Raw genomic sequence first — 25,588 nt, forward strand, 5'->3', positions numbered from 1 at the left:
CGCGGCCGCGTCCAGGTCGGTGAGGTCGAGGAGCCGGGGTTCGACGCTTCCGGCGTAGCCGGTGGCCTGTCCCGCCAGGGTCTCCAGGCCCTCGGCCGCCCGGTCGACGGCTCTGACCCGGGCTCCGGCGGCGGCGAGCCGCAGCGCGCAGGCGCGCCCGATGCCGCTGGCCGCGCCCGTGACGAGCGCGGTGCGGCCGGTGAGGTCGAGGGCGACGACCCCGGGCAGGGGGGAGGGCGAGTCCGAGTCGGATACGGGGGCGGTGATGGGGGCGCTCATGCTCCGCACCCTATGAACGCACCACTCCCCCACCGATGTGGTCCCCGCCCATAGTTCAGCTGGTCTCTGTAGTGCGGAACCATGTGGGGTCGTCGGCGAGCGCCTTCTCGATCCTGAGGTAAGAGAAGCGCTTCATCTCCGGCAGGTCGTCCACCTCGAACCAGCCGACGTCGGTCGACTCCTCGTCGTTGACCCGGGCCTCTCCTCCCACCGCACGGCAGCGGAAGGTGACGTCCATGTACTGGCAGGTGTCGCCGTTCGGGTAGACGACGGGCTTGCGCAAGGTCTCCACGAGCACGATCCGCTCCGGCACGCAGTGCACCGCGGTCTCCTCGTACACCTCGCGCACCGCGCAGCCGGCGGGCTGCTCGCCGGGCTCGACGATGCCACCGATGATCGACCATGTGCCGTTGTCGGACCGCCGGCCGAGCAGGACCCGGCCCCGGTCGTCGAAGACGACGGCGCTCACCCCCGGCAGGAAGAGGAGCTGGTGTCCGGCCGTCTCGCGCAGCGTACGGATGAAGTCAGGGGTACCCATGCTCCGACCCTAGATCATCCGATCGTTCGCGACGCGGGGCCCGGATCCCGGTGTCACTCCGTGGGCGTGCGCCGGGCCGGTGTCACTCCGCGGGCGTGCGCCGGGCCCGTACGGAGCGGAACGTCGACCAGCCGAGGCCGGCGGCGGCGAGCGCCACGAGCAGGGCCTCGGGCAGGGTGCCCATCCGGGTCGCCGGGGTGAGCGAGGAGCGCAGCGGCACCTTCTCGACCAGGACGTCGGGGGTGAACATCTTCGTCCGCGCGACGATCTCGCCGTCGGGGCGGATGACCGCGCTGACCCCGCTGGTGACGGGCACGACGACCGACCGGCTGTGCTCAACGGCCCGCACCCGGGACATGGCGAGCTGCTGGTAGGTCATCTCGCTGCGACCGAAGGTCGCGTTGTTGCTGGGGACGGTGATGAGCTGGGCGCCGTGGGTGACGGTGTCGCGCACGGCCCAGTCGAAGGCCGCCTCGTAACAGGTGGCGAGGCCGACCTTGGTCCCGGCGAGGTCGAAGACGCCGACCTTCGAGCCGGGTCCGAAGTCACGGCTGACCCGGTCGACGTTGCTGTTGAAGAGCCGTACGACGGACCGCATCGGGATGTACTCGCCGAAGGGCTGGACGTGCCGCTTGTCGTACGTGGCGACGGGGCCGCGCTCCGGGTCCCACTGGATGAGGGTGTTGCGGAGCTTGCCGGTCGGCGGGGAGATGACCGCGCCGATCACCGTGGGTACGCCGATGTCGCGGACGGCTCCGTCGATGACGTCGGCCGCGTCCGGGTTCGCGTACGGGTCGATGTCCGAGGAGTTCTCCGGCCACAGCACGAAGTCGGGCTGCGGCTCGCGCCCGGCCTTGACGGCGTCGGCGAGCTCGTGGGTGCGAGCGACGTGGTTGTCGAGGACGGCGCGGCGCTGGGAGTTGAAGTCGAGGCCGAGGCGGGGCACGTTGCCCTGGACGGCGGCGACGGTCGCGGTGCCGTCCTCCGCCGTGTCGTCGACGAGCGGCAGCGCCGCGACGGCGCCCGTGACCGGGAGGAGCACGGAGAGCGCGGCGACGGCGAGCGGGCCGCGCGGGACGGTGCCGGTGGCACGCCGGGCGCGGAGCCGCCGGTACGTCTCGTACAGACCGAAACCGCAGAGGGCGACCGCGAAGCCGAGCACCGGGGTGCCGCCGACGGCGGCGAGCGGCAGGAAGACGCCGTCCGCCTGTCCGAAGGCGATCTTGCCCCAGGGGAAGCCGCCGAAGGGCACGCGCGCGCGTGCCGCCTCGGCGAGGATCCACACACCGGCCGCGAAGAAGGGCCACCACGGAAGCCGGGAGACGGCCGCGACGCCGAGACCGGCGGCGGCCACGAAGAGCGCCTCGATCGCGGCGAGGGCGAGCCACGGGACCGGGCCGACCTCCTCGCCGGTCCAGACGAGCAGCGGCAGCATGAAGCCGAGACCCGCCAGGTAGCCGAGGCCGAACCCGGCGCGGAGGCGACGCCCCCACAGGGTCCAGCCGAGCAGCGCGAAGGCGGGCAGGGCGAGCCACCACAGGGGGCGCGGCGGGAAGCTCAGGAAGAGCAGGAGCCCGGACAGCAGGGCCGTCACGGGCCGCACGAACCGTCGCAGCGGGGAACCGGGCGCGGTCGGGCTGTCGGCTCCGGACGCGGGGACGGGTGCGGGGGTGATGGTGGCGCTCACCTTGCGGAGTCTACGGGGCGTCCCTGTCGGCACCGAGGCGGGTGCGAGCCGGGTGATCGCCGTACCGTCGTCCGTCCTGCCTGCGGGGACGAGCGGAGCTCAGACGCCTGTCGTGGCGGGCGGACCGGGCGGGGCCGGGTGGCGGAGGCGGTCGCGGATGACCCGGACCGCGGATTCCGCGTCGTCGACCGTGACCGTGAACGAGCGGCCGTCGCCGAGGCGCAGGACCAGGCCCTCGCCGCGCCGGACGATCACGGCCGTGCCCTTCTCGGGGCGCCAGCGGTATCCCCAGCCGCCCCACTGGCGGGGGTTGACGCTCGGGGCGAAGTCGGCGCCGACGACATGGGAAAGGGGGATGCGCCGGCGCGGCAGGCCGATGTGGCCGCAACGGACCTCCATGGCGCGGTCGTCGACCTTGACGGCCACGTGGACGAAGGCGAGCGTGCCGAAGAGGACGAGCAGCCCGGCCGCGACGCAGCCGATCACCGCCATGAGGAGGGCCGTGATTCCGGAGGTCCAGGCCGACTCGACGGCGATGGTGATGCCAAGGGCCATGCAGGCCGCACCTGCGAGCGCCGCCAGCCACTGGAGACGGTTGGTGGCGCGCCCCGTCCAGACGGCGGGCTTCCGCTCGTCGGCGCGCTGGTCCCGCGGGTACTGCCTCATGTCAGAAAGCGTACCCAGAATCACGCGGCACAGCGCGTCGGAGTGCGGTCACTCCCTCACGGTCAGTGAGCAGGTGCGGAGGCCGTGAGGAGGCGGCCCTCCGCGTAGCCGAGGGCGGTGGCGGGGAGCTGTCCGGGGCGTCCGCTGAGCAGGACGGCGAGGCCACCGGTGGCATCCGCGTCGGGCGCGGGATCGGCGCCGATCCGGCGCAGCGCCTGCGCGGCGACGGCGTCGGCGGAGCCGTGGAAGACGATCGGCGGCAGTCCGGGGCGGCGGCGCGCCTCCAGGGCGGCGAGGATGCGCCCCTCGACCAGCTCGTAGTGGGTGCAGCCGAGGACGACGGCGCGGACGTCGGCCGGGGTGAGGTCGGCGGCCGCGGCGACGGCCCCGTCCACGGCGTCCCCGTCGGCGTGCTCGACGGCGTCGGCGAGCCCCGGGCAGGGCACCTCGGTGACCTCGGCGCCGTCCGCGAAGTCGCGGATGAGTCCGCGCTGGTAGGCGCTGCCGGTGGTGGCCGGGGTGGCCCAGATGGCGACCTTGCCGCCGCCGGTGGCCGCGGGCTTGATGGCGGGGACGGTGCCGATGACGGGGATGGTCGGTTCGAGGGCGGCGCGCAGGGCGGGCAGGGCGTGCACGGTGGCGGTGTTGCAGGCCACGATGAGCGCTGCCGGGCCCTGTTCGGCGGCGGCGAGGGCGACCGCGAGGGCGCGCTCGGTGAGGTCCTCGGGGGTACGGGGACCCCACGGCATGCCGTCGGGGTCGTTGGAGAGGAGCAGATCGGCGTCCGGCCGCAGCCGGCGCACCGCGGCTGCCGCCGGGAGCAGGCCGATTCCGGAATCCATGAGCGCGATCTTCACCCGGTCACCCTAGCTGATGGGCCTCACGCGCCCGGCGAACTGGGGCAGACTGCGGCGAATGAGCACCCTCGCCTGGTTCGCGATCGCTTCCCTGGCCGCCTGGTTCTGGCTGCTGCTCGGCCAGGGCTTCTTCTGGCGCACGGACCAGCGCCTGCCGCCGGTGGGCGAGGGCGGCGCGCTGCGGGCCGGAGTGGCGCCGCCGCCCGAGAGCGCACCGGCGGCCGAGAGCGGGTGGCCGCGGGTGGTCGTCGTCGTACCGGCGCGGGACGAGGCCGAGGTCCTGCCCCTGAGCCTGCCGTCGCTGTTGGCGCAGGACTATCCCGGCGAGGCCGCGGTGGTCCTCGTCGACGACGGGAGCACGGACGGCACGGGTCGGCTCGCCGCCGAACTGGCCGAGCGGGCCCAGCGCGGGGATCGGGTCGAGCCGGCCGAGCAGCACGGCGAGGCGGCCGGGCAGCGTCGTGGGCTGCCGCTGACCGTCGTGTCGCCGGGCGAGCCCGAGCCCGGGTGGACGGGGAAGCTGTGGGCGCTGCGGCACGGCATCGCCCTGGCACGCGCGCGTGAACCGGAGTTCCTGCTCCTGACGGACGCGGACATCGCCCATGAGCCGGACAGTCTGCGGCTGCTCGTCGCCGCGGCGCGGGCGAACGATCTGGACCTGGTCTCGCAGATGGCCCGGCTGCGGGTCACGAGTCCGTGGGAACGGCTCGTCGTGCCCGCGTTCGTCTACTTCTTCGCGCAGCTCTATCCCTTCCGCTGGATCAACCGGGCGCGGCCCCGCGCGACGGCCGCGGCGGGCGGCTGTGTGCTGCTGCGGACGGAGACGGCGGTGGCGGCCGGCGTACCGGAGGTGATCCGGCGGGCGGTGATCGACGACGTGTCGCTGGCGCGGGCGGTGCGCCGGGCGGGCGGGCGGATCTGGCTGGGCCTCGCGGAGCGGGTCGACAGCGTCCGCCCCTACCCGGGTCTCGGCGAGCTGTGGCGGATGGTGTCGCGGAGCGCGTACGCGCAGCTGCGGTACAGCCCGCTGGTGCTCGCGGGCACGGTGGCGGGACTGGTGGTGGTCTATCTGGTGCCGCCGGTGGCCCTGGTGGCGGGTGGCCTGACGGGGGACGCGGCGGCGGCCTGGGCGGGCGGTGCGGCCTGGGCGGTGATGGCGGGGACGTACCTGCCGATGCTCCGCTACTACCGGCAGCCGCTGTGGCTCGCTCCGCTGCTGCCCTTCACCGCTCTCCTCTATCTGCTGATGACGGTGGACTCCGCCGCGCAGCACCACCGGGGCCGGGGATCGGCGTGGAAGGGGCGTACCTACGCCGGGAATTGCGTTTCCCGACACGGGGAGTAGCGTCGTCAATTCGGCGCGTGCGCATCGCCCCCCGTTCCCGGGATTGACGCTTAAGCATGCCCATGATCACTTCTTGCACGCCTTCCTGGCACCTTTTCTTTATGCGTTCTTCACGCCGGGGGGTACCGCGGGCCGGGCTAGGACACAACCCGCCGGTAACCCCCTCCGAACTCGGCTTTTACACGATCTTGAGCCGCGGCGCCGCCCGTTTTTGTCACGTTCGCTCTGATTGGGGATCCACCTCTTCGCGAAGCCCGTCAAACAACCCTCTAATCAGGCTCCCCAACCAGCACATCGTGGGCTTAACTTATGTGCCATGACCTCCCCCCGCTCCACCTATGGAGGCGGTTACCACACCGCGCCGTCCTTCCCGGACACCCCGATCTACGACTCCCTGGTCGCGGAGCGGGGCACGCCTCAGATCGCCCCGATCCGAGTGCCCGCCGCCTACGACACCGGCAGCAGCTTCCCCGTGAGCGGTTCCTACCTGCCGGCGCTCCCCGCGGCCCTGCCCGCCCTCCCGGCGGCGCCCAGCCCGCACCCCGCCCCCGTCTACGGCGGTGGGTACGGCTATCCGCAGCCCTCTCAGCAGATGGCCCCCGCACCGCTCCAGCACGCCCCCGCGCCGTACATCCCGCAGCAGCCGGTGGCCCCGCGGGGCTACCAGGGCGGCGGCTACCCGCAACAGCCCCGCCCGGCCGCCGCGGGGTACGAGGCCATGCGCCCGGCGGCCCCCCGGCCCATGCCGGCGCCGGCGCCCATCCCGGCCCCCGCACCGGCGATGTACCAGGACCCGTACAACCGCCCCTACCAGGGCGGAGGCTACTGACCGGGGACAGACCCGCCCCCACCGGCCGACGAGGTCCGGAGCGGCTGGCAGGATGACGTCATGTCCACTCCTGTACTCCGCTCCGTCCACGTCCACCCGGTGAAGGCCATGCGCGCGCTGAGCCCCAGCGAGGCCGAGGTGGAGCCCTGGGGGCTCGCCGGGGACCGCCGCTGGACCGTCGTCGACGCCGCGGGCAAGGTCGTGACCCAACGCCGTCACCCCCGGATGGCGTTGGCCACGGCGGAGCTCTCGGCGGACGGCGGCATCGTGCTGTCCGCGCCGGGTCACGCGGAGCTGAAGGTCGAGGTGCCGGCCCCCGCGACCACGCTCACGGTGGAGATCTTCGACAAGTTCGTGGAGGCGGTCCCGGCCGGCGCCGAGGTGGCCGCCTGGCTCTCCGCGTACCTGGAGACGGACGCCCGGCTCGTGCACATGGACGCGCCCGAGCACCGGCGGCCGGTCGACCCGGACTACGCGCTGCCCGGCGAGACGGTGAGCTTCGCGGACGGCTATCCCCTCCTCGCCGCCACCACGGCCTCGCTCGACGCCCTCAACTCCCTCATCGCGGCCGGCGACCACGCCCACGAGGGCCCCCTGCCGATGAACCGCTTCCGCCCGAACCTCGTGATCGAGGGGACCGACCCGTGGGCGGAGGACGGCTGGACCCGGCTCGCCGTCGGCGAGGTCACCTTCCGTGTCGCGAGGCCCTGCGGGCGCTGCGTCGTCACCACGACGAACCAGTCGACCGGCGAGCGGGGCAAGGAGCCGCTGCGCAGCCTCGCTCTGCACCGCAAGCAGGACGGCCGCGTCATCTTCGGCCAGAACCTCGTCCCCGAGCACCGCGGCACGGTCCGGGTCGGCGACCCCGTGAAGATCCTCGACTGACGTTCCCCCGCGGCCCGACAGGCGGGGAACGTCTGCCCGGGGCACACTCGTTGGAGCAGCGGCGAACAACGAGGGGGTCCCGACGTGCGCGCAGCCACCGGAGTCTGGCGCTGGCGCCGCAATCCCCTGCGCCGGACCACGGACCTGGTCGAGGCGTGGGTCGCCTTCACGGCCGCCGTGCTCCTCTGCGTCCTCGTGCCCCTGGCCGGCTTGGTCGCGGGCTCGTCCGCGAGCGGCTCGCTCCAGCGCGCGGTCCGCACGCAGCAGGAGCAGCGGCTGCCGACGACGGCCAGGGTCGTACGCCTCGACGACCGGCCCGCGAGCGGTCCCCGTACCGGCGAGTCCGCCGGGGAGGAACAGCTCCGCCGGTCCGTGGTGGCGCGCTGGACCGCCCCCGACGGTACGGCCCGTACGGGAACGGTGCCCACGGCGAGGCGGCACTCCTCGCCCGGTGACACGTTCGCCCTCTGGACCGACCGGGACGGTCGCCCGGTGTCGCCCCCGATGCCGGCGGGCACGGCCCGCGCGCACGCGGCCATCGCAGGTCTGATGGCGGCGCTCCTCACCGGCCTCCTCGTGGAGATCGTGCGCCGTCTCGCCGTACGCCGTCTCGTGCTGCGGCGGTACGCGCGCCTGGACCGCGCGTGGGCCTCGGCGGGCCCCGACTGGGGCCGCGCGGACACCGGCAGCTGACCCGCGCCACTCCCCCGCGCCCTCCCCCCGCCCCGTAGAGGTGACCCCTCACGACCCGTCAACCCCCGCCCTCCGCGCGCGCTACGGTGGGGCATCGGATCAGCGGCGAGGCATCAGGCGGGGGCAGGGCACACCCATGGCACAGGGCACGGTCCAGGTGACGCACACCGGCACATCGCGGTGGCGGCGCCGCACGGGTGAGTACGCCTCTCTCGCCGCCGCCCTGGAGGCCGCGAGCGACGGGGACGTCCTCACCGTCGCGCCCGGCACCTACCGGGAGAACCTCGTCATGCTGCGGGCCGTCACCCTGCGCGGCCCCGAGGGCGCCGTCGGGTCGGTGCGGATCGCGCCGCCGGACGGGGTGGCGCTGACCGTCCGCGCCTCCGTCACCCTCCAGGACCTGCACATCGAGGGGCAGGACGTCGCCGCGCCCGCCCTGCTCGTCGAGGACGGCACGCCCGAGCTGCTCGACCTGCGGATCATGACCCGCTCCGCCGCCGGGATCGAAGTGCGGGGCGCGGCACGGCCGACGGTCCGCCGCTGCACGATCGACAACCCCGCCGGGGTCGGCATCGCCGTGGTCGACGGCGCGGGCGGGGTGTTCGAGGAGTGCGAGGTGGTCTCCGCCGGGCAGGCGGGCGTGTCGGTGCGCGGAGGGGCGCATCCGCGACTGGAGCGCTGCCGCGTGCACCACGCCTCCGGTGCCGGGATCGCGGTCACCGGCGAGGGCAGCGGCCTGGAGGGCGTCGGCTGCGAGGTGTACGAGATCAAGGGCGCCGGTCTCCAGATCGCGTCACGGGCCACCGCGCACCTCACGGACTCGTCGGTGCACCGCACGTCGGCGGACGGCATCACCCTCGACACGGACGCGGTGCTGACGCTCTCGGACTGCGACATCCACGACGTCCCCGAGAACGCGGTCGACCTGCGCTCGCGCTCGGTGCTGACCCTGACCCGGTCGACGGTCCGCCGGTTCGGCCGCAACGGCCTGTCGGTGTGGGACCCGGGCACGCGCGTGGACGCCAACCAGTGCGAGATCCACGACAGTACGGGCGACTACCCGGCGGTGTGGGTGAGCGACGGCGCGACCGTCGTCCTCGACGCCTGCCGGGTGCACGACGTGCCGGACGCGCTGTTCGTCCTCGACCGGGGCTCGCGCGTGGACGTGGTCGACAGCGACCTTTCGCAGGTGCGGAACACGGCGGTGTCGGTGAGCGACGGGGCGACGGCCCAGCTCGACGACTGCCGGATCCGGGAGGCCTCCACGGGTGCCTGGTTCCGGGACCACGGCAGCGGCGGCACCCTGGCGGGGTGCACGATCGACGCCGTGCAGACCGGGGTCATCGTGACCAAGGGCGCCGACCCCACGATCGAGCGGTGCACGGTCACCTCGCCCGCCGAGGCCGGTTTCTACGTGTCGGCCGAGGGGCGCGGGTCCTTCCACGGCTGCCGGGTCACGGGCAGCGGCGGCTACGGTTTCCACGTCACGGACGGTTGCCGGACGAGCCTGCGCAAGTGCCGTACGGAGCGGTGCGCGCGCGGCGGGTACGAGTTCCCCGAGGAGGGCGCGGTCGCGGAGGACTGCACCAGTGACGAGAGCGCGGTCCGCTCCTCCGTGCCCGACGGCGGCACCGTGCTGACGGCCACGCAGCCGGCGGGGATCCTCGGGTCGGTCCCCGTGCCGCGCGCCCAGGCGGCCGCCCCGCCGCCAATGGTGCCGGTGCCCGAGGCCCGCTCCTCTCAGGACGTCCTCGGTGAACTGGACGCGCTGGTGGGCCTGGAGAGCGTCAAGCACGAGGTGCGGACGCTCACGAACATGATCGAGGTGGGGCGCCGGCGTCAGGAGGCGGGGCTCAAGGCGGCCTCGGTCCGCCGCCATCTGGTCTTCACCGGAAACCCCGGCACCGGCAAGACGACCGTGGCCCGGCTGTACGGCGAGATCCTGGCCTCGCTCGGGGTCCTGGAGCGGGGCCATCTGGTGGAGGTCTCCCGGGTGGACCTGGTGGGCGAGCACATCGGCTCGACCGCGATCCGGACGCAGGAGGCCTTCGACCGGGCGCGCGGCGGCGTGCTGTTCGTCGACGAGGCCTACGCGCTGTCGCCGGAGGACTCGGGCCGGGACTTCGGCCGTGAGGCGATCGACACGCTCGTGAAGCTGATGGAGGACCACCGGGACGCGGTGGTCGTCATCGTCGCGGGGTACACGGCGGAGATGGAGCGCTTCCTGACCGTCAACCCCGGTGTGGCCAGCCGTTTCTCACGGACCATCAGTTTCGGCGACTACGCGCCGGACGAGCTCCTGCGGATCGTGGGGCAGCAGGCCGACGAGCACGAGTACCGGCTCGTGCCGGGCACGGACGACGCACTGCTCACGTACTTCACGAAGCTGCCCAAGGGCCCGGCCTTCGGCAACGGCCGTACGGCACGCCAGACCTTCGAGTCGATGGTGGAGCGGCACGCGGGCCGGGTCGCCGCGCTCGCCGAGCCGAGCACGGACGACCTGACCCTGCTCTACCCGGAGGACCTCCCCGAACTCCCCTGAAGGGCCTGACCGTCGGGCTCGCGCTGGCGGGGCAGGGCGGGCGGCAGCCGGTCGAGGAGGGCGGAGCGCCGCCGGGCGAACGCCGGGTCGGCCTGGTAGTCGGAGTGGCCCAGGATCGGTTCCGGCAGCGGGTGTTCACGGGTGCGTCCGTACGCGACGGGGTCGAGCAGCACGTCGCCGTCGACGGCCGGCCGGTCCGCCTCGGCGGGTACGCGGACGGGGCCGCCGATGGGGTCGGTGGCGCGGTGGAGGTTGCTCCAGCAGTGGACCGTGCGGTGGAGGGCGCGGAGCGCCTCGGGGCCGAAGTAGGCGGGGAACCAGCGGCCGTAGAGCCGCTCCAGGGGTGAGCCGTAGGTGAGCAGCGCGACCCGGCCGCGGGTGGCGGGCGGCAGCTGCCAGACGGCCGCCGCGGCGAGGACGCTGCCCTGGGAATGGCCGGAGATGACGAGCCGGCCGCCGGTGCCGCGGGTCCAGGAGCTCATGCGCCAGGTGAGGTCGGGGACGGCCCGTTCGGCGTAGCAGGGCGGGGCGAAGGGGTGGGCGGCGCGCGGCCAGAAGGTGCCGACGTCCCAGAGGATGCCGATGGTGCGGCGGGCCGAGGCGTCCTTGTAGGCGCGGCGGCCCCAGGTGACGAAGAGCAGGAAGCCGAGGCCGATCATCCAGGAGCCGACGGCCTGGGCGGCGGAGGCGGCGGACGCGATCGCGGGGTGGGCGCCGTCGAAGGCCCGGCCGGGGACGTTTCCGCTGGCCCAGGCGCCGGCGACGGACGCGGCACCGAGGAGCAGGGTCGCGCCGGAGACGACCGCGACGAGGACGGGAGCGGAGTCGGTGAGCGCCGCGCGGGCCCGGCCGGCCGCGATCTGTCCGGTGCGGACCGGGTCCTGTTCGTCGGCGGCGCCGTAGTCGGCCTCGACGACCGGCCGCAGCCGCCGGGCGTCGAGCACGGTCCGTACGGCGAGGAGCGCGGCGGGCGCGAGCAGCAGCAGGAGCAGGACAGGGATCACGGACGCCTGCCAGCTCAGCAGGACGGGCGGACCGATCCGGGGGCCCTGCCCCGCGCCGGAGCCGTCGAGCCAGTCGGCGACGCGCTGGGCGACACCGCCGGACATGACCCCGGCGAGGGCGCAGGCGAGCATGGCGACGGCGGGCCCGCCGAGCCCGCGCAGCGCGGTGCGGGGGTCCCTGCGGGGCCGCTGGAGGAACAGGGCTACCACGCCGAGGGCGACGACCAGGCCGCCCTGAGCGAGGGTGAGGGCGCCGAACGCGGCGTTTCCGGGGAGGGTGCCGGTGGAGGCCCAGCCGGGACGGGACCAGCCGGCGTGCAGGGCGGTGAGGGCGAGCAGGGCGAGGGCGGAGCCGGGCAGCCAGGACACGAGGGCGCGCTCGACGCGCAGGTCGAGGCGGCGCTCGCTGCGGCCCCGGCGGCAGACGACCTGGAGGACGACGGCGGCGAGGACGACGAGGGCGGCCTGGAGCGCGAGGCCCAAGACGGCGCGTGCCCCTGTGTCGTACCGGGTGGTGGCGGTGGTGAGGGTGGCGGCGACGGTGAGGAATCCGGCGGCGGTGTGCGCCGCCCGGAGCCGGGCGACGAGGCGGCGCCCGTACCAGAAGCCGGGACGCCCGAGCGCGGGACGGAGTTCGGTGGAGGTGGGTGGTGTGGGTCCGGCGGGCTCCGGCTCGTCGCTGTCGGCGGCCTCCGTGTCGGCCTGGGGGTCGGCCTGCGGGCTTGTGCGCGCGTCGGCCTGCGGGGTTGCTCGCGTGTCGGCCTGGGGTTTTGCGTGTGTGCCGGCCCGCGTGTCGGCCTGGGGCTCCGGCGCCGGGGTGTCGTAGCCCGTGGGCGGGCGTTGGGCCTCGTACGCGCTCCAGGTCCGGTTGGACAGGTACCAGAGCAGGCCGACGAGCGCCGTCGGCACGAGTGCGGCGAGGGCGAGGCGGCGCCCGGGCGTGGACCACCAGCCGCCGTGGTCGGCGGCGAGGAAGCCGAGCCAGGAGTACGCGTCGGAGCAGGCCGCTGTGCCGGCGCACTGCCAGGCCGTCAGATCGAGCGCGACCTCGCAGGCCGCGGCGGTGAGGAGCACGGTGAGGGTGAGGGCGACGAGCCGGACGAGGACTCCGTACAACCGGACGAGTCCCGGCCTGCCCTGGGACGGCGGGCGCATCCAGTGGGCCAGGTTGGCGACCATGAACGGCAGGAGCAGCAGCCACAGGGCGCGGGTGCCGTCGCCCGAGGTGAGGTTGGACCAGCAGTACGCCTCCGGTACGGGCCGCGCGGCGTACCGCTCGGGGTGGTCCTCGGCGTCGAGGTCCTCTGCCCGCCGGTACACGGCGGCGGTGCGGTCGCCGGTGACCCGTACGGTCCTGGGGTCGTCGAGCATGGACTGCGGGGTGGCTCCGCCGACTCCGTGGACGAGGAGCTCGAGCGCCGCGCCCCCGGCATCCGGGGCGGGTGTGGCAGGGGACACTTAGGGGACTTCCTCTCTGGGTGGGAGGATGCGACGTCGGAAACAGGATCGCGGACAGTCGTGCGACCGCGCACGGTCTCTCACCGAATCCGACGCTCTTCCGACACTGATCCCCTTGTTCCCTGTGGAAGGACCGGCCCCGGCGGTGACTGACAACCAGAACCTCCTCGCGGAGCAGCGGCGTGCCCTGATCCTCGACGAGGTCCGGCGGCGCGGCGGTGTGCGAGTGAACGAACTGACCCGCCGGCTGAACGTCTCGGACATGACGATCCGCCGCGACCTGGACGCGCTGGCCCGGCAGGGCATGGTGGCGAAGGTGCACGGCGGGGCCGTGCCGGTGGTCGAGGCGAGTACGCACGAGCCGGGCTTCGAAGCCAAGTCGGTGCTCGAACCGAGCGCCAAGGACGAGATCGCGCGGGCCGCGGCGGCGCTGGTCGCGCCGGGCACGGCGATCGCCCTCTCCGGCGGGACGACGACCTTCGCGCTGGCCCGGCATCTGCTCGACGTCCCGGATCTGACGGTGGTGACGAACTCGGTGCGGGTCGCGGACGTGTTCCACGAGGCCCAACTGGCGGGCGGCGGGGCCGAGGTGCGCCGCGGGGCGGCGACCCTCGTCCTGACGGGCGGGGTGCGCACGCCGTCCGACGCGCTGGTCGGGGCGGTGGCGGACCGGGCGATCCGCTCGCTCCACTTCGACCTGCTGTTCCTCGGGGTGCACGGCATCTCGGTCGAGGCCGGACTGTCGACGCCGAACCTCGCGGAGGCGGAGACCAACCGCTGCCTGATGCGATCGGCGCGCCGGGTGGTGGTGGTCGCCGACCACACCAAGTGGGGGACGGTGGGCCTGAGTTCCTTCGCCGATCTCGGCGAGGTGGACACCTGGGTGACGGACCGCGGCCTGGGCGAGGGGATGCGCGGTGAGGTGACCGAGCACCTGCCGGGGCTCGTGGTGGCGGGCGAGGAGCCGGCATGACCCTGTTCCGGATCGAGCGGACCGTGGCGCTGCCGGCGGACGAGGCGTGGCGGCGGCTGACGGACTGGACGGCGCACGGCCGCCAGGTGCCGTTGACCCGGACGAGGGTCCTGACGCCGGGGCCGAACGGGGTGGGGGTGAAGTTCACGGCGCGGACCGGGATCGGCCGGCTGGCCTTCGACGACCCGATGGAGGTCGCGCGCTGGGAACCGCCGCAGGCGGGACGGCCGGGCGTGTGCCACCTGGAGAAGTCCGGCCGGGTCGTGCTGGGTTGGGCGATCGTCGAGGTGACGGAGACCCCGGGCGGAGGCTGCCGGGTGGACTGGACGGAGGAGCTCGCGCTACGAGGTCTGCCACGCGCCTTCGACCCGCTCCTGGCGCGGGCGGGACGGGCCCTGTTCGGCCGGGCCGTGGACGGCTTGCTCCGCCCTTCGTGACCGCTTCCGAGTGGGGTGGTCGCCCTGCTCACGCCACCCGACTCGGCCGGGGTCAGCGGGGCTCGGAGAACAGCCCGTCGAGTTCCGGGAAGGCGATGCCGTCGGCGAGGGACTCGTGGTCGCCGGTGCCGAAGAGTTCCCGCGCCGTGCGGCGGGCGGCGGCGTAGGCGACCTGCGCCACGCCCGAGCCGAGGCTGACACGGGCCACGCCGAGGGCGCCGAGCTCGGCGACGGTCGGGGCACCGGGGCCGGCCATGACGTTCAGCGGCACGGAGATGTCCCGGGCCAGCGTCGCGATGACGTCGGTGTCGGTGACGCCGGGCACGAAGATGCCGTCCGCGCCCGCGTCGACGTAGGTGTGCGCCCGGGTCAGGGTCTCCTTCAGTCGGGTGTCCGGGTCGCCGAGACCGAACAGGTAGGTGTCGATACGGGCGTTGAGGAACAGGTCGGCGCCTGCCCGGTCGGCGGTCAGCCGGGCCGCGGCCAGTCGCGTCGCGAGTTCCGCCGGGGGCCTGGCACCGTCCTCGATGTTGACGCCGGCGGCGCCCGCCGCGAGCACCCCCGTGACGGTCTCGGCGATGCCGGCGGCATCCGTCCCGTACCCGCCCTCGATGTCCGCGGTCACCGGAACCGCGACGGCGGCGACGATGCGGGCCACCAGCTCCAGCGCCCGGTCGCGGGAGAGGAAGTCGCCGTCCGGGTACCCCAGCGACCAGGCGGCGCCGGCACTGGTCGTCGCGATCGCCGGGGCACCCGCGGCCTCGATGACGCGGGCGCTCGCGACATCCCAGGCGTTGGCGAGGGCCAGGGGCGAAGCGGGGGTGTGCAGGGAACGGAAGGCGCGGGCGTGGTCCGACTGTGTGAGGGTCATGGCCACAGCCAAACATCGATCGCCGCCCGACTTCTGGCAGGAATCCGACACAGACGTCGACACTCGGGATCCCCGCGAGCCCGGCGTGCCCCGAAAGGCAGGCCCTAAGGGCCGAGTTCCGCCGCCACCAGGACCGCCGCTCCGGCCACGAGCGGGTTGTCGGCTGTCGCAGCCTCCTCGGACTTGGCCGTCAGGACGGCCAGCAGGACCGGGCCGCCGGTCGGCGGCCAGGCGATGCCCACGTCGTTGTTGCCGCCGTACCGCCCGCTGCCGGTCTTGTCGGCGAGGGTCCAGTCGGCGGGCAGTCCCGCGCGGAACCGTTCGCCGCTGGTGGTGTTGGCGAGCAGCCAACCGGTCAGCCGGTCGCGGTCCCGGGGCGTCAGCGCGTCGCCGAGGACGAGGCGTCCGTACGTCCGGCCGATGGCGCGGGGCGTGGTGACGTCGGTGGCGCGCCAGGGTTCGGCGGAGTTCAGTTCGGGCTCCCAGCGGTCCAGCCGGGTGACCTCGTCCCCGACCGACCGGGCGAAACGGGTGACGGCCGTCGGCCCGCCCAGCTCGCGCAGCAGGAGATTCGCGGCGGTGTTGTCGCTGTAGCGGATGCTCGCGTCGCAGAGCCCGGCGACGGTCATCCCGGCGGCGAGGTTCTCCGGCAGCCCGGTCCTCGGCGAGAAGCCCGACCGCTCGACGTACGCCTTCGTGTAGCGGACGCGCTTCGCCAGGAAGGAACCGTCTTGGTCGAGGTCCCGCAGGACGGCCGCGACGGCGAGGGTCTTGAACACCGAGCACATCGGGAAGCGCTCGTCGGCGCGGTACGCCACCGACCGGCCGGTGCGGGCGTCGTACGCGAACACGCCGAGCCTGGCGGCATGTTCGTGTTCGAGCTCCCGGAGGTGTGCGGTGAGACGGTCCGTCGACGCATGGGCCGTCCCTCCGAGCGGGAGGACGGAGGCCAGCGCGGTGCCGGCGCCGAGGGCGAGCGCGGTACGGCGGGACGGGAGCGGTGCCGTGGTGGACGTGGCGGACGTCGGGGACGTGGGGGACGTCGGAGGCGTGGGGGACGTCGGAGGCGTCGGAGGCGTGGTCGACAAGGTGGGCAAGGTGGGCAGGGTGGACAAGGTGGCTTCCCCTTCCGGTCCGGTGAACGCGTCGCGCCGGCCCATCATGCGCAGCGCCCAACGCCACCCTGTGCCATTGACATGCCGTCAGCTAGGGTTCACTTCCGCGTTCCGTCCACGGGAGGTTCGGACCATGGCACGCCGACTCGAGCCGGTGAAGCTCGACTTCACCGCCACCGCACCCGTCCGCCTCTCCTTCGCTGCGACGCTGGCCGCACCCCCGTCCGCCGTCTACCGGTCGCTGGCCGTGGAAGTGGGCAGTCTGCCTTCGTGGTTCACCGCCGTCACCTCCGCCGTCCCGTCAGGAGACGGGGCAGGCCGGACCATACGGCTGCGGGGCGGGATCCTCTTCGAGGAGACGATTCTCGCCGCCGAGCCCGACGTGCGGTACGGCTACCGCGTGGACCTGACCAACGCCCCCGGCGTCTCCGCCATGGCGGAGGAGTGGGCCCTCTCCCCCGCCGGGAAGGGCACGCGCATGCGGTGGACCATGGCCGTCGACGGCGCGGCTCCGTTGCGGTTCGCGTTCCGGCTCGCCCGCCCCGGCCTCGGGCTGTCCTTCCGTGACGCGGCGCGCCGCCTGGACCGGCGGCTCACTCCGGCCAGGCCCCCGTCGCCAGGAACCGCTCGATAGCGGCGCTGTACGGCGCGATGTCGAGGCCCTGGGCGGCCAACCAGTCGTCGGAGTAGTACTTGTCGAGGTAGCGGTCGCCCGGGTCGCAGATCAGCGTCACGATGCTGCCGGTGCGCTCCTCCCTGACCATCTCGGCCACGATCTTGAACGCGCTCCAGAGGCCGGTGCCGGTGGAGCCGCCCGCCTTGCGCCCAATGGCCGCCTCCAGGGCGCGGACGGCGGCGACGCTCGCCGCGTCCGGGACCTTCATCATGCGGTCGATCGCCCCGGGCACGAAGCTGGGCTCCATCCGGGGGCGGCCGATGCCCTCGATGCGCGAACCGCAGTCGGCGGTCGCCTGCGGGTCGTTGTGGGTCCACCCGTCGAAGAAGCAGGAGTTCTCCGGGTCGGCGACGCAGAGCCGGGTGTCGTGCTGCATGTAGTGGACGTAGCGGGCGATGGTCGCCGAGGTGCCACCGGTGCCCGCGGTGGCCACGATCCAGGTGGGCTCCGGGTAGCGCTCCAGCTTCAACTGCTGGTAGATCGACTCGGCGATGTTGTTGTTGCCGCGCCAGTCGGTGGCCCGCTCCGCGTAGGTGAACTGGTCCATGTAGTGGCCGCCGGTACGGGCGGCGAGGGCGGCGGACTCCTCGTACATCGTCCGCGAGTCGTCGACGAAGTGACACTCGCCGCCGTGGAACTCGATGAGCCGGCACTTCTCGGGGCTGGTCGTGCGGGGCATGACGGCGATGAAGGAGACGCCGACGAGTTTCGCGAAGTACGCCTCGGAGACGGCGGTCGATCCGCTGGAGGCCTCGATGACGGGCTTGCCCGGCCGGATCCAGCCGTTGCAGAGCCCGTAGAGGAAGAGAGAGCGGGCGAGCCGGTGCTTGAGACTGCCGGTGGGGTGGGTCGACTCGTCCTTGAGGTAGAGGTCGATGCCCCACTTCTCGGGGAGCGGGAAGCGCAGCAGGTGGGTGTCGGCGGAGCGGTTGGCATCGGCCTGGACCTTGCGGACGGCCTCCTTCAGCCAGGCCCGGTACGACGGATCGCTGCGGTCGACGTCGACGGTCGCCGGCGCGGCGGTCACGCTGTTCTCGGTGGTGCTCATCGGTCCCACTCCTCGCTCACTGCCGCTGCGTCTCCACAGCTTTCCCGACCCCGACGATACCCCTCTCACCTGGGCAAACGTTCCCTTTGATGTCCCATAGGCCTCCCTTGTGGCGGGGCTACTGGTGCGGTCGCGGGCCGCCCTGCACACTGGGTACGGCAATCGGGTGAAAGGGGCGGACCGGTATGGCGGAACCCGAGTTCAGTGCGCGGGGTGTACGGATCGCACGCTGGCCGCGTGCCCTGACGCGCGCGGGAGAGGTACGGATCGAGGACGGCCGGCTCGCGCTGCTCACGAGCTACGGCAGCGAGATCGACAGCGCGCCGGTGACCGCCGTGCGCGCCGGGCGGCCGTGGTTCGCGAAGGCCGACGAGGCGGTGGCGACGGTGAACGGGACGCGGTACCGGCTGACCCTGCACCGCGACCGCGACGGCGGGCAGGGCGGGAGCGGGAGCGAGGCCGAGGGGTCGGGGCGGTTCCTCGCGGCGCTGAGGCGAGCCGCCGGGCGCTGACCTGCCACGGATCGCCGCGAGTTGCGGCCCGGTCACCACTGGTTCACGCTGGAACCACCTCACCGAGGGTTCACCGGTGGTGACGTTGCGCTTCGGTCGCCACCTCGTCGTACCGCAGTACCGCTGTACCGCATGAGAGATCCGAATCTTCGTCTTCTTCCGGACTACTTCGGGGAGTCGCAGCCGTGATCAGCGAGCCGAGCAGGTATTACGCGGTGGAGCTCCACGCCCTGCCGTCGCGGATCGGTCAGGTCCGCAGAATCGTCTCCGCGCATCTGCGCCACTGGCATCTCGATGCTTTGATCGACCATGCCGCGCTCGGTGTCACCGAGCTTCTGACCAATGTCCACCGACACGCGCAGCCGGACAAGCGCTGCACGGTCGAGCTCGAGCTGCTGCTCGACCGGCTGACGGTGTCGGTCAGGGACCACGATCCCCGAATACCGGAGGCCGGAATCCAGGGTGTCGGAAACCTGGGTGTCGGAACCCCGGGCGTCCGAGCCGCTGGTGTCGGAGCCCCGGACGACGGTGACGGCGACGGACTCGACGCGTTCGAGCGTCTCGCCACCTCCGGCCGCGGCCTCGCCATCGTTGGTGCGGTCAGCGAGAGTTGGGGTGTCCGCCCGTGCGGCGCCGACGGCAAGGTCGTGTGGTTCACGCTCTCCGCTCCGCCCTCGGCCGACCCGGTCGAGGAGCACGCGCAGGCCGTGCACAGCTCCGCTCCCGAGGGCCTCTTCGTGGGGTACGGCCGGTTTCCGGACGTCCCCTTCGAGACCCCGGACGCGCCGGTCCCGGCCATGGTCCCGGTCGTCGCGGGCAAGGTTCCGACGGGCGCGGCCCTCGCGGGCCGCTCGGGCTGAGGCCGAGGGCCGGAGCCGCCAGGCCGATCACGACCGGGGCGGCCCGACGGGGCGGGTCATGCCTGATGCCCCTTGGTGGTCGCGGCGCGGCCGAACTGCTCCTCCAGGACAGTGAGTCGCCGCCAGTACTCCTCCTCGTCGATCTCCCCGGCGGCGAACCGGTGACCGAGCAGCGCGATCGGCGAGTGCTCGTCCGGCCGGCCGTCCCGGTACGGACGGCCACCGCGACCCGGTCGCCATCGGGCGCGGCGGGCGAGGGTGACGATCCCGGCGACGACGACGGCCCAGAACAGGGGAACGACGAGGATCCACGGGCCGGGGCCCGCGTGGGCGAGTGTGTTCATGAGAGTTCAGCTCCTCGGTGCGCTGTGGTGATGCCCGTGGTTCGAGACTCGCGCGGGGAGGGGGTCCGGGGCGTCGTACGGGCAGCGGCTTCGCGCGTACGACAGCGGGAGTACGTCGGGAGTACGTCGGGACGGAACCGGGGGTGGGTGCGGGGACCTTCCTTTCTGTACCTACTGGTATGTACAGTCGGATCATGAGCACTCCGAAGACCACGTCCGAGCGCCTCGTCGAGGCGACCCGCGCGTTGCTGTGGGAGCGCGGCTACGTGGGCACCAGCCCCAAGGCCGTCCAGCAGGCCGCCGGCGTGGGTCAGGGCAGCATGTACCACCACTTCTCGGGGAAGCCGGAGCTGGCGCTCGCGGCGATCCGGCGTACGGCCGGGGAGATGGGCGCGGCGGCCGAGGACGTGCTGGGCGGCGAGGGCTCGGCGTACGCCCGGATCGAGGCGTATCTGCTGCGCGAGCGCGAGGTCCTGCGCGGCTGCCCGGTGGGGCGGCTGACCATGGACCCGGAGGTGATCGCGCACCCGGACCTGCGCGCGCCCGTCGAGGAGGCGCTCGCGCGACTGCGCGCCCGGCTCGCCGAGGTGGTCCAGGAGGGCCTGGACACCGGCGAGTTGAGGAACTCCCTCGTTCCCGAGGACATCGCGGCGACGGTCGTGGCGACCGTGCAGGGCGGCTATGTACTGGCCCGCGCCACGGACTCACGAGCGCCGTTCGACAGCGCGGTACGCGGTCTGCTGGCGCTTCTCGCCGCGGCCTGACCACCCCCTGTTCGGGATCACCGGATCACCGGATCACCGGATCCAGATGGCCAGTTCACCAGCTCACCAGCTCACCGGAGGCCGTTCCGTGCACGCGATGCAGTACGAGATCACTCTCCCCGCCGACTACGACATGGGGATCATCCGCGAGCGGGTCGCGACGCGGGGCCATCTGCTGGACAGCTTCCCCGGGCTCGGCCTGAAGGCCTATCTGATCCGGGAACGTGAGGCCGGATCGCCGGTCAACCAGTACGCGCCGTTCTACCTCTGGACGGCCCCCGAGGGCATGAACTCCTTCCTCTGGGGGCCGGGTTTCCAGGGCATCGTGAACGACTTCGGCCGGCCGGTGGTGCAGCACTGGACGGGCCTGGCGTACGAGGAGGGGCCGGCGGCCGCGTCCGCTCCCGCCACCGCGACGCGCCGCAGGACGCCGCTCGGCGCGGCGGTGCCGCCGGGCGAGGCCGTGGCGGAGGCGGTGGCCCGGCACGCGCGGGACGCGCGCCGGGACGGCGTGGTCGCCTCGGCCCTGGCCGTGGATCCGCGCCACTGGGAACTGCTGGCCTTCACCTTGTGGGCCGAGGATCCGGGGCAACAGTCGTGGTCCGACGCTCAGGCGCCCGCCGACGCTCAAGCAGCCGCCCACGCGGAAGCGCCCGCCCCCGACGAGGGCGAGCGCTTCCGGGTACTGCACCTCTCGGCCCCCGGCCGCGGAGAGCTGGGGGCCGGCCGACACCGGTGGTGACGCGGCCTCAGGCCACGGCGACGAGGGTGAGGTACGTGATGCCGAGGACCCCGCGGTAGCCGTTGAGCCAGGTCGACCGCTGACGGTCGACGCGTTCGCGGGTCTCGGCGGCGAGTGGGTGGTCGGGGTTCGCGGCGAGCCAGACCTCGGTGTCGTACCGGTAGCCGGACTCGAACTCCTCCCACTCCTCGGCGCTCGCCGTCTCGATCCGCGCGGGCCGGAAGCCCGCCTCGATCGCGAGGTCCACGAGGACACCGAGGGAGAGGTGGTCGCCGGCGACCGCGCCGGGCCACATGCGGGCCAGCTCCTCGTCCGTCGGGGTGCGCTCCCAGAAGCCCTCGCCGAGCACGACGCGACCGCCGGGGCGGACCAGTCGGCGCAGTTCGCGGAGGGCGCCGGCGACGTCGTACGGCTGCTCGGGGTCGCAGAGCGCCTGGCTGGATCCGAGACAGAGGATCGCGTCGACGGGTCCCCGTTCGGTGCCCAGCGCCGACTCCTCGACGAAGAGCACACGGTCGGCGAGACCGCGCTCCTCGGCGAGCGCGCGGCCGCGGGCCAGGTCCTCGGCGTTGATGTCGATTCCGACGCCCTTGGCGCCCGGGGCGTTCTCCAGGACGCGGAGGAGCAGCTCGCCCCAGCCGCAGCCGATGTCGAGGACGTCGGCGGGCTGTTCGGCGGCGAGCCGTCCGATCATGCGGGTGGCGCGGGCCTCGGAGAGGGGCCCGTGGAAGGTGAGGCTGCCGAGGCGCGGAGGGAGACCGGAGTCGGAGGTGATCATGAGGCGGAACGCTACGTCGTACGGCCTCCCCCGCCCACCGGTTTTCGGCCACGCGACAGCGGATGGGACCCATCCTCTGGCAGAGGCGTCCGAACCGGACCGGAGGATGTCGTTCAGGCGGCCCCGCGGCCGAGCGCTGCCAGCGGGTCGTCGAGGACCGGCTGCCAGGCCAGCTCGGCGGCGCCCACGAGGCTGTTGTGGTCGAGGGTGCAGGGCAGGATCGGGACACCGCCGCTGCGGCCCCAGAGGCTGCGGTCGGCGACGACCGCGCGGAGGCGCTCGGGGTCGGCGTCGAGGAGCTCGCGGTGCAGTCCGCCGAGGATGATCCGGTCCGGGTTGAGGATGTTCACCAGACCGGCGAGGCCGAGGCCGAGGCGGTCGATCAGCTCCCCGACGGCCACCCGGACACCCGGGTCGTCGCGGCTCGTCCGCAGCAGGTCACGGGCCTGCTGGAGGAGGGAGACCTCGGGGCCGGGGGCCCGGCCGGCGACCGTGAGGAAGGCGAGCGGGTCGGTCTCGACGTCGAGGCAGCCGCGGCTGCCGCAGTGACAGGGGCGCCCCTCCGGGTTCACCGTCAGATGGCCGACCTCCAGGGCGAGGCCCGCGCTGCCGGTGTGCAGACGGCCGTCGAGGACGAGCGCGCCGCCGACGCCCCGGTGACCGGTGGCCACGCAGAGGAGGTCACGCGCGCCGCGCCCGGCGCCGTGACGGTGCTCGGCGAGGGCGGCGAGGTTGACGTCGTTGCCGGTGAAGGCCGGGCCCTCGATCCCGGCGGCCCTTACCCGCTCGGCGAAGATCTCCCGGACCTGCGCACCGGCGGGCCAGGCGAGGTGGAGCGGGTTGAGCGCGGTGCCCTCGGGCTCGGCGACGGCGGAGGGCACGGCGAGTCCGGCGCCGACGCAGCGGCGGCCGCTCTCCCGGAGCAGCGCGGCTCCCGCGTCGACGACGGCGCCGAGGACCTGGGCGGGGTCGGCGGAGACGGTGACGCATCCCGGGGCCGTGGCGACGATGGTGCCGCCGAGACCGACGAGCGCGGCACGGAAGCCGTCGGCGTGGACCTGGGCGGCGAGGGCGACGGGCCCCTTCTCGTCGACGGCGAGCCGGTGGGAGGGACGTCCCTGGGAGCCGGCCGCGGCACCGGGGTTGGAGTCGACGCGGATGAGGCCGAGGGCCTCCAGCTCGGCGGCGACCGCGCCCGCGGTGGCCCGGGTGACGCCGAGCTCGGCGGTGAGGACGGCCCGTGTCGGCGCCCTTCCCGTGTGCACCAGCTCCAGCGCGGGGCCGAGCGCGTTGCGCCCCCTGTCCAGCCGTGTCCGGGTCGTCGTCGCCTTGCCGTTCATGGGGGCGAGTCTCCCATGATCGGACGACACGCCGAACCCGCACCCGGCCGGGCGGCCGACGCACCGCGGGGCCGGCGCCCCCACGGGTCGCGAGGAACGGGCGGATGCCGGGCGGTTGAATCCTGGGCCCGTCGCCCCCTATCCTGAGTTTGTGCCGCTACTAAACAAAGTACGGACGGCCGCATCGGGGGGCTACGGCGGAGACACCGCCACCCACTCCCTGTCCCGCCTCCGCTCCGCCCTGACCCTCTTCTTCGCCCTCGACGGTTTCCTCTTCGCCGGCTGGGTGGTCCGCATCCCCGCCGTCAAGCAGCAGACCGGCGCCTCGGCCGGTGACCTCGGGCTCGCCCTCCTCGGCGTCTCGGCGGGCGCCGTCGTGACCATGACGCTGACCGGCCGGCTCTGCCGCCGCTTCGGCAGCCACGCCGTCACCGTCGCCACCGCCGTCCTGCTCTGCCTCTCGGTCGCCCTGCCGGCCCTCACCCGGTCCCCGCTCGCCCTCGGCCTCGTCCTGCTGGTCTTCGGCGCCGCGTACGGCGGGATCAACGTCGCCATGAACAGCGCCGCCGTGGACCTGGTGACCGCCCTGCGCCGCCCCGTGATGCCGAGCTTCCACGCCGCCTTCAGCCTCGGCGGCATGCTCGGCGCCGGCCTCGGCGGGCTCCTCGCCGGAAGCCTCTCCCCCGCCACCCACCTCCTCGGCCTGACGGTCGTCGGCCTGACCCTGACGGCCGCCGCCGGTCCCGTACTCCTGCGTCACACGGCCCCCGGACTGCCGGAGTCCCTCCCCGCACGGGACAAGGGGGAGCGGCCGCGGCCGGGCGCCGGAAAGGAGCCGGGCGCCGGGAAGCCGTCGCGGGCGGCCCGCCGTACCGTCCTCGTCTTCGGTGTGATCGCGCTCTGCACGGCGTACGGCGAAGGGGCGCTGGCCGACTGGGGCGCGCTCCACCTCGAACAGGACCTGGGCGCCCACCCGGGCGTGGCAGCGGCCGGATACTCCGTCTTCGCCCTGACCATGACCGCCGGCCGGCTCTCCGGCACGCTGCTCCTGGAGCGACTCGGCCAGACCCGTACCCTCGTCGCGGGCGGGGCCACGGCCGCCGCCGGCATGCTCCTCGGCGCGCTCGCACCGACCGTCTGGGCGACACTCCTCGGCTTCGCGGTGACCGGCCTCGGCCTCGCCAACATCTTCCCCGTCGCCGTGGCCCGCGCGGGCGCGGTCGCCGGACCCGGCGGGGTCGCGACGGCCTCCACCCTCGGTTACGGGGGCATGCTGCTCGGCCCGCCCTCCATCGGGTTCCTCGCCGACTGGTTCTCCCTGCCGGTGGCGCTCACCACGGTCGCGGTCCTGGCCGCCGGAGCCGCGGCGATGGGCTACTGGGCGCGGAACGCGGGCGCCCACCAGGCGATTTGAGACACCGCACGCACACGGCACCGCCCCTGAATCCGCCCCCGAAGCGCCCCTCGGCTGCCAGAATCCGCCCCATGACAATGATCACCGGGGGCACGATGAAGATCGAAGAACACATCATGGCGCTGGAGACGGCCGGGCGGGCGCTCGGGGACGCGGCGGCCGAGGCCGGGCCGGACGCGGAGGTCCCGACCTGTCCGGGGTGGCGGGTCCGCGACCTCCTGCGGCACATGACGACGGTGCACCGCTGGGCCACGGCCTTCGTGGTCGAGGGGCACACCGGGTACCACCCGGACGGCGGCGAACCCGCCCTCGATGGCGACGAGTTGCTCGCCTACTACCGGGCGGGCCACGCGGACCTGGTCGACGCCCTGCGCGCGGCGCCGGAGACGCTGGAGTGCTGGACCTTCCTCCCGGCCCCCTCGCCGCTCGCCTTCTGGGCGCGACGACAGGCCCACGAGACGACCGTCCACCGCGCGGACGCGGAGTCGGCGCTCACGACCGGGCCGGGGGTGGTCGACCGGGCGTCGGCCGTTGACCGGGCGCCGGGCGTTCACCGGGCGCCGGCCGTCGACACGGCGCTGGCCGTCGACGGGATCGACGAGCTGCTGTGCGGCTTCCACGGCCGCGACAGCAGCCGGGTGCGCACGCCCGAACCCCGGATCCTGCGGGTGCGGGCCACGGACACGGGTGACGCCTGGAACGTCCGCCTGTCGGCCACGGAACCGCCCCGGACGGAGCGGGGCGGAGATGGGGAGGAGTCGGTGGCGGACGTGGAGTTCAGCGGGGCCGCCGACCGCTTGTACCTGACCCTGTGGAACCGGCTGCCGGCCGACGCCGTGACGGTGACCGGGGACGAGACGATCGCCCGGCTGTGGCGGGAGAACTCGGGCATCGGCTGACTGCCCCTGAGAACCGGACCGCACCCATGACG

At 73.8% G+C, this 25,588-nt stretch carries 26 protein-coding genes; 14 read left to right on the forward strand and 12 right to left on the reverse strand.

Going from position 1 to position 25,588, the window contains the following annotated elements:
- From ACWFR1_RS06800 to ACWFR1_RS06820, 5 genes are all read right to left on the reverse strand, one after another.
- Nucleotides 1-279 (reverse strand): SDR family NAD(P)-dependent oxidoreductase (locus ACWFR1_RS06800; protein WP_453547300.1); only part of this gene is annotated, 279 nt, incomplete at its 3' end.
- A gap of 55 nt (nucleotides 280-334) precedes the next feature.
- A complete protein-coding gene (locus ACWFR1_RS06805; protein WP_453547303.1) occupies nucleotides 335-817 on the reverse strand; it encodes an NUDIX hydrolase in 483 nt (160 codons plus the stop codon).
- An 82-nt stretch (nucleotides 818-899) separates the two neighbouring features.
- Nucleotides 900-2,504 (reverse strand): apolipoprotein N-acyltransferase, encoded by a 1,605-nt coding sequence (gene lnt / locus ACWFR1_RS06810; RefSeq protein WP_453547305.1) that lies wholly within the window; start codon nucleotides 2,502-2,504, stop codon nucleotides 900-902.
- 99 nt (nucleotides 2,505-2,603) lie between these two features.
- Nucleotides 2,604-3,170 carry a hypothetical protein gene (locus ACWFR1_RS06815; protein ID WP_453547307.1) on the reverse strand — a complete coding sequence of 189 codons (567 nt, stop codon included), beginning with the start codon at nucleotides 3,168-3,170 and terminating at the stop codon, nucleotides 2,604-2,606.
- Between the two features lie 62 nt (nucleotides 3,171-3,232).
- Complete coding sequence (locus ACWFR1_RS06820; protein WP_453547309.1) at nucleotides 3,233-4,027, reverse strand: glutamate racemase; 795 nt, start codon at nucleotides 4,025-4,027, stop codon at nucleotides 3,233-3,235.
- 58 nt (nucleotides 4,028-4,085) lie between these two features.
- Between ACWFR1_RS06820 and ACWFR1_RS06825 the strand changes: the two genes are divergently transcribed.
- The 5 genes from ACWFR1_RS06825 (at nucleotide 4,086) to ACWFR1_RS06845 (ending at nucleotide 10,321) form a co-directional block, all read left to right on the forward strand.
- A complete protein-coding gene (locus ACWFR1_RS06825; RefSeq protein ID WP_453547311.1) occupies nucleotides 4,086-5,372 on the forward strand; it encodes a glycosyltransferase in 1,287 nt (428 codons plus the stop codon).
- 316 nt (nucleotides 5,373-5,688) lie between these two features.
- Nucleotides 5,689-6,201 carry a DUF6643 family protein gene (locus tag ACWFR1_RS06830; RefSeq protein ID WP_453547313.1) on the forward strand — a complete coding sequence of 171 codons (513 nt, stop codon included), beginning with the start codon at nucleotides 5,689-5,691 and terminating at the stop codon, nucleotides 6,199-6,201.
- 60 nt (nucleotides 6,202-6,261) lie between these two features.
- The gene (locus ACWFR1_RS06835; protein WP_453547315.1) at nucleotides 6,262-7,086 is read left to right on the forward strand and encodes an MOSC domain-containing protein; all 825 of its coding nucleotides are present in this window, start codon (nucleotides 6,262-6,264) and stop codon (nucleotides 7,084-7,086) included.
- Nucleotides 7,087-7,170: 84 nt separating this feature from the next.
- Nucleotides 7,171-7,779 carry an Rv1733c family protein gene (locus ACWFR1_RS06840; protein WP_453547317.1) on the forward strand — a complete coding sequence of 203 codons (609 nt, stop codon included), beginning with the start codon at nucleotides 7,171-7,173 and terminating at the stop codon, nucleotides 7,777-7,779.
- Between the two features lie 136 nt (nucleotides 7,780-7,915).
- Nucleotides 7,916-10,321, forward strand: coding sequence for a right-handed parallel beta-helix repeat-containing protein (locus ACWFR1_RS06845; RefSeq protein WP_453547319.1), 2,406 nt, complete (start codon nucleotides 7,916-7,918; stop codon nucleotides 10,319-10,321).
- On the opposite strand, the gene ACWFR1_RS06850 is transcribed toward ACWFR1_RS06845, so the two are convergent.
- Nucleotides 10,291-12,783, reverse strand: coding sequence for a hypothetical protein (locus ACWFR1_RS06850; RefSeq protein WP_453547321.1), 2,493 nt, complete (start codon nucleotides 12,781-12,783; stop codon nucleotides 10,291-10,293). The two genes, ACWFR1_RS06845 and ACWFR1_RS06850, sit on opposite strands and share 31 nt — an antisense overlap.
- A gap of 145 nt (nucleotides 12,784-12,928) precedes the next feature.
- Between ACWFR1_RS06850 and ACWFR1_RS06855 the strand changes: the two genes are divergently transcribed.
- Together ACWFR1_RS06855 and ACWFR1_RS06860 are read left to right on the forward strand one after the other, a co-directional pair.
- The gene (locus ACWFR1_RS06855) at nucleotides 12,929-13,756 is read left to right on the forward strand and encodes a DeoR/GlpR family DNA-binding transcription regulator (protein ID WP_453547324.1); all 828 of its coding nucleotides are present in this window, start codon (nucleotides 12,929-12,931) and stop codon (nucleotides 13,754-13,756) included.
- Nucleotides 13,753-14,193 carry an SRPBCC family protein gene (locus tag ACWFR1_RS06860; RefSeq protein WP_453547326.1) on the forward strand — a complete coding sequence of 147 codons (441 nt, stop codon included), beginning with the start codon at nucleotides 13,753-13,755 and terminating at the stop codon, nucleotides 14,191-14,193. Before ACWFR1_RS06855 ends, ACWFR1_RS06860 begins: the two co-directional genes overlap by 4 nt.
- 52 nt (nucleotides 14,194-14,245) lie before the next feature.
- On the opposite strand, the gene ACWFR1_RS06865 is transcribed toward ACWFR1_RS06860, so the two are convergent.
- Together ACWFR1_RS06865 and bla are read right to left on the reverse strand one after the other, a co-directional pair.
- On the reverse strand, nucleotides 14,246-15,064 hold the full coding sequence (locus ACWFR1_RS06865; RefSeq protein ID WP_453547329.1) for an isocitrate lyase/PEP mutase family protein: 819 nt from the start codon (nucleotides 15,062-15,064) through the stop codon (nucleotides 14,246-14,248).
- 104 nt (nucleotides 15,065-15,168) lie between these two features.
- Entirely contained in the window at nucleotides 15,169-16,152 is a 984-nt protein-coding gene (gene bla, locus ACWFR1_RS06870) for a class A beta-lactamase (protein WP_453547331.1), read from the reverse strand.
- A gap of 160 nt (nucleotides 16,153-16,312) precedes the next feature.
- On the opposite strand from bla, the gene ACWFR1_RS06875 reads away from it, so the two are divergent.
- Nucleotides 16,313-16,813: an SRPBCC family protein gene (locus ACWFR1_RS06875; RefSeq protein WP_453547333.1), complete on the forward strand. Its 501-nt coding sequence runs from the start codon at nucleotides 16,313-16,315 to the stop codon at nucleotides 16,811-16,813.
- On the opposite strand, the gene ACWFR1_RS06880 is transcribed toward ACWFR1_RS06875, so the two are convergent.
- On the reverse strand, nucleotides 16,773-17,903 hold the full coding sequence (locus ACWFR1_RS06880; RefSeq protein WP_453547335.1) for a PLP-dependent cysteine synthase family protein: 1,131 nt from the start codon (nucleotides 17,901-17,903) through the stop codon (nucleotides 16,773-16,775). The genes ACWFR1_RS06875 and ACWFR1_RS06880 overlap by 41 nt on opposite strands.
- Nucleotides 17,904-18,088: 185 nt before the next feature.
- Here ACWFR1_RS06880 and ACWFR1_RS06885 point away from each other — a divergent pair, with 185 nt between their 5' ends.
- Nucleotides 18,089-18,415 (forward strand): hypothetical protein, encoded by a 327-nt coding sequence (locus ACWFR1_RS06885; RefSeq protein WP_453547337.1) that lies wholly within the window; start codon nucleotides 18,089-18,091, stop codon nucleotides 18,413-18,415.
- A 185-nt stretch (nucleotides 18,416-18,600) separates the two neighbouring features.
- Nucleotides 18,601-19,275 carry an ATP-binding protein gene (locus ACWFR1_RS06890; protein WP_453547339.1) on the forward strand — a complete coding sequence of 225 codons (675 nt, stop codon included), beginning with the start codon at nucleotides 18,601-18,603 and terminating at the stop codon, nucleotides 19,273-19,275.
- A gap of 56 nt (nucleotides 19,276-19,331) precedes the next feature.
- Here ACWFR1_RS06890 and ACWFR1_RS06895 read toward each other — a convergent pair whose 3' ends face one another.
- Nucleotides 19,332-19,619: an SHOCT domain-containing protein gene (locus tag ACWFR1_RS06895; protein ID WP_453547342.1), complete on the reverse strand. Its 288-nt coding sequence runs from the start codon at nucleotides 19,617-19,619 to the stop codon at nucleotides 19,332-19,334.
- Between the two features lie 179 nt (nucleotides 19,620-19,798).
- Between ACWFR1_RS06895 and ACWFR1_RS06900 the strand changes: the two genes are divergently transcribed.
- Together ACWFR1_RS06900 and ACWFR1_RS06905 are read left to right on the forward strand one after the other, a co-directional pair.
- Entirely contained in the window at nucleotides 19,799-20,383 is a 585-nt protein-coding gene (locus ACWFR1_RS06900; RefSeq protein WP_453547345.1) for a TetR/AcrR family transcriptional regulator, read from the forward strand.
- 88 nt (nucleotides 20,384-20,471) lie between these two features.
- A complete protein-coding gene (locus tag ACWFR1_RS06905) occupies nucleotides 20,472-21,125 on the forward strand; it encodes a DUF4865 family protein (protein WP_453547347.1) in 654 nt (217 codons plus the stop codon).
- Between the two features lie 7 nt (nucleotides 21,126-21,132).
- On the opposite strand, the gene ACWFR1_RS06910 is transcribed toward ACWFR1_RS06905, so the two are convergent.
- Both ACWFR1_RS06910 and ACWFR1_RS06915 read right to left on the reverse strand, forming a co-directional pair.
- Nucleotides 21,133-21,903: an SAM-dependent methyltransferase gene (locus tag ACWFR1_RS06910; RefSeq protein WP_453547349.1), complete on the reverse strand. Its 771-nt coding sequence runs from the start codon at nucleotides 21,901-21,903 to the stop codon at nucleotides 21,133-21,135.
- 113 nt (nucleotides 21,904-22,016) lie between these two features.
- Nucleotides 22,017-23,243, reverse strand: a complete 1,227-nt coding sequence (locus tag ACWFR1_RS06915) for an ROK family protein (protein WP_453547351.1) — start codon at nucleotides 23,241-23,243, stop codon at nucleotides 22,017-22,019.
- A gap of 151 nt (nucleotides 23,244-23,394) precedes the next feature.
- On the opposite strand from ACWFR1_RS06915, the gene ACWFR1_RS06920 reads away from it, so the two are divergent.
- Together ACWFR1_RS06920 and ACWFR1_RS06925 are read left to right on the forward strand one after the other, a co-directional pair.
- Nucleotides 23,395-24,657: an MFS transporter gene (locus ACWFR1_RS06920; protein WP_453547353.1), complete on the forward strand. Its 1,263-nt coding sequence runs from the start codon at nucleotides 23,395-23,397 to the stop codon at nucleotides 24,655-24,657.
- 95 nt (nucleotides 24,658-24,752) lie between these two features.
- Nucleotides 24,753-25,556, forward strand: a complete 804-nt coding sequence (locus ACWFR1_RS06925) for a maleylpyruvate isomerase family mycothiol-dependent enzyme (protein ID WP_453547599.1) — start codon at nucleotides 24,753-24,755, stop codon at nucleotides 25,554-25,556.
- Nucleotides 25,557-25,588 lie beyond the last annotated feature (32 nt).

The sequence above is a fragment of the Streptomyces sp. NPDC055103 genome (assembly GCF_053607625.1).

Excerpts from the sequence above, each read along its gene's own strand:
- ACWFR1_RS06805 (WP_453547303.1), bottom strand. The coding sequence starts at position 817 with ATGGGTACCCCTGACTTCATCCGTACGCTGCGCGAGACGGCCGGACAC.
- ACWFR1_RS06815 (WP_453547307.1), bottom strand. The coding sequence starts at position 3,170 with ATGAGGCAGTACCCGCGGGACCAGCGCGCCGACGAGCGGAAGCCCGCC.
- ACWFR1_RS06825 (WP_453547311.1), top strand. The coding sequence starts at position 4,086 with ATGAGCACCCTCGCCTGGTTCGCGATCGCTTCCCTGGCCGCCTGGTTC.
- ACWFR1_RS06830 (WP_453547313.1), top strand. The coding sequence starts at position 5,689 with ATGACCTCCCCCCGCTCCACCTATGGAGGCGGTTACCACACCGCGCCG.
- ACWFR1_RS06835 (WP_453547315.1), top strand. The coding sequence starts at position 6,262 with ATGTCCACTCCTGTACTCCGCTCCGTCCACGTCCACCCGGTGAAGGCC.
- ACWFR1_RS06845 (WP_453547319.1), top strand. The coding sequence starts at position 7,916 with ATGGCACAGGGCACGGTCCAGGTGACGCACACCGGCACATCGCGGTGG.
- ACWFR1_RS06860 (WP_453547326.1), top strand. The coding sequence starts at position 13,753 with ATGACCCTGTTCCGGATCGAGCGGACCGTGGCGCTGCCGGCGGACGAG.
- ACWFR1_RS06865 (WP_453547329.1), bottom strand. The coding sequence starts at position 15,064 with ATGACCCTCACACAGTCGGACCACGCCCGCGCCTTCCGTTCCCTGCAC.
- ACWFR1_RS06875 (WP_453547333.1), top strand. The coding sequence starts at position 16,313 with ATGGCACGCCGACTCGAGCCGGTGAAGCTCGACTTCACCGCCACCGCA.
- ACWFR1_RS06880 (WP_453547335.1), bottom strand. The coding sequence starts at position 17,903 with ATGAGCACCACCGAGAACAGCGTGACCGCCGCGCCGGCGACCGTCGAC.
- ACWFR1_RS06885 (WP_453547337.1), top strand. The coding sequence starts at position 18,089 with ATGGCGGAACCCGAGTTCAGTGCGCGGGGTGTACGGATCGCACGCTGG.
- ACWFR1_RS06895 (WP_453547342.1), bottom strand. The coding sequence starts at position 19,619 with ATGAACACACTCGCCCACGCGGGCCCCGGCCCGTGGATCCTCGTCGTT.
- ACWFR1_RS06900 (WP_453547345.1), top strand. The coding sequence starts at position 19,799 with ATGTACAGTCGGATCATGAGCACTCCGAAGACCACGTCCGAGCGCCTC.
- ACWFR1_RS06910 (WP_453547349.1), bottom strand. The coding sequence starts at position 21,903 with ATGATCACCTCCGACTCCGGTCTCCCTCCGCGCCTCGGCAGCCTCACC.
- ACWFR1_RS06915 (WP_453547351.1), bottom strand. The coding sequence starts at position 23,243 with ATGAACGGCAAGGCGACGACGACCCGGACACGGCTGGACAGGGGGCGC.
- ACWFR1_RS06925 (WP_453547599.1), top strand. The coding sequence starts at position 24,753 with ATGAAGATCGAAGAACACATCATGGCGCTGGAGACGGCCGGGCGGGCG.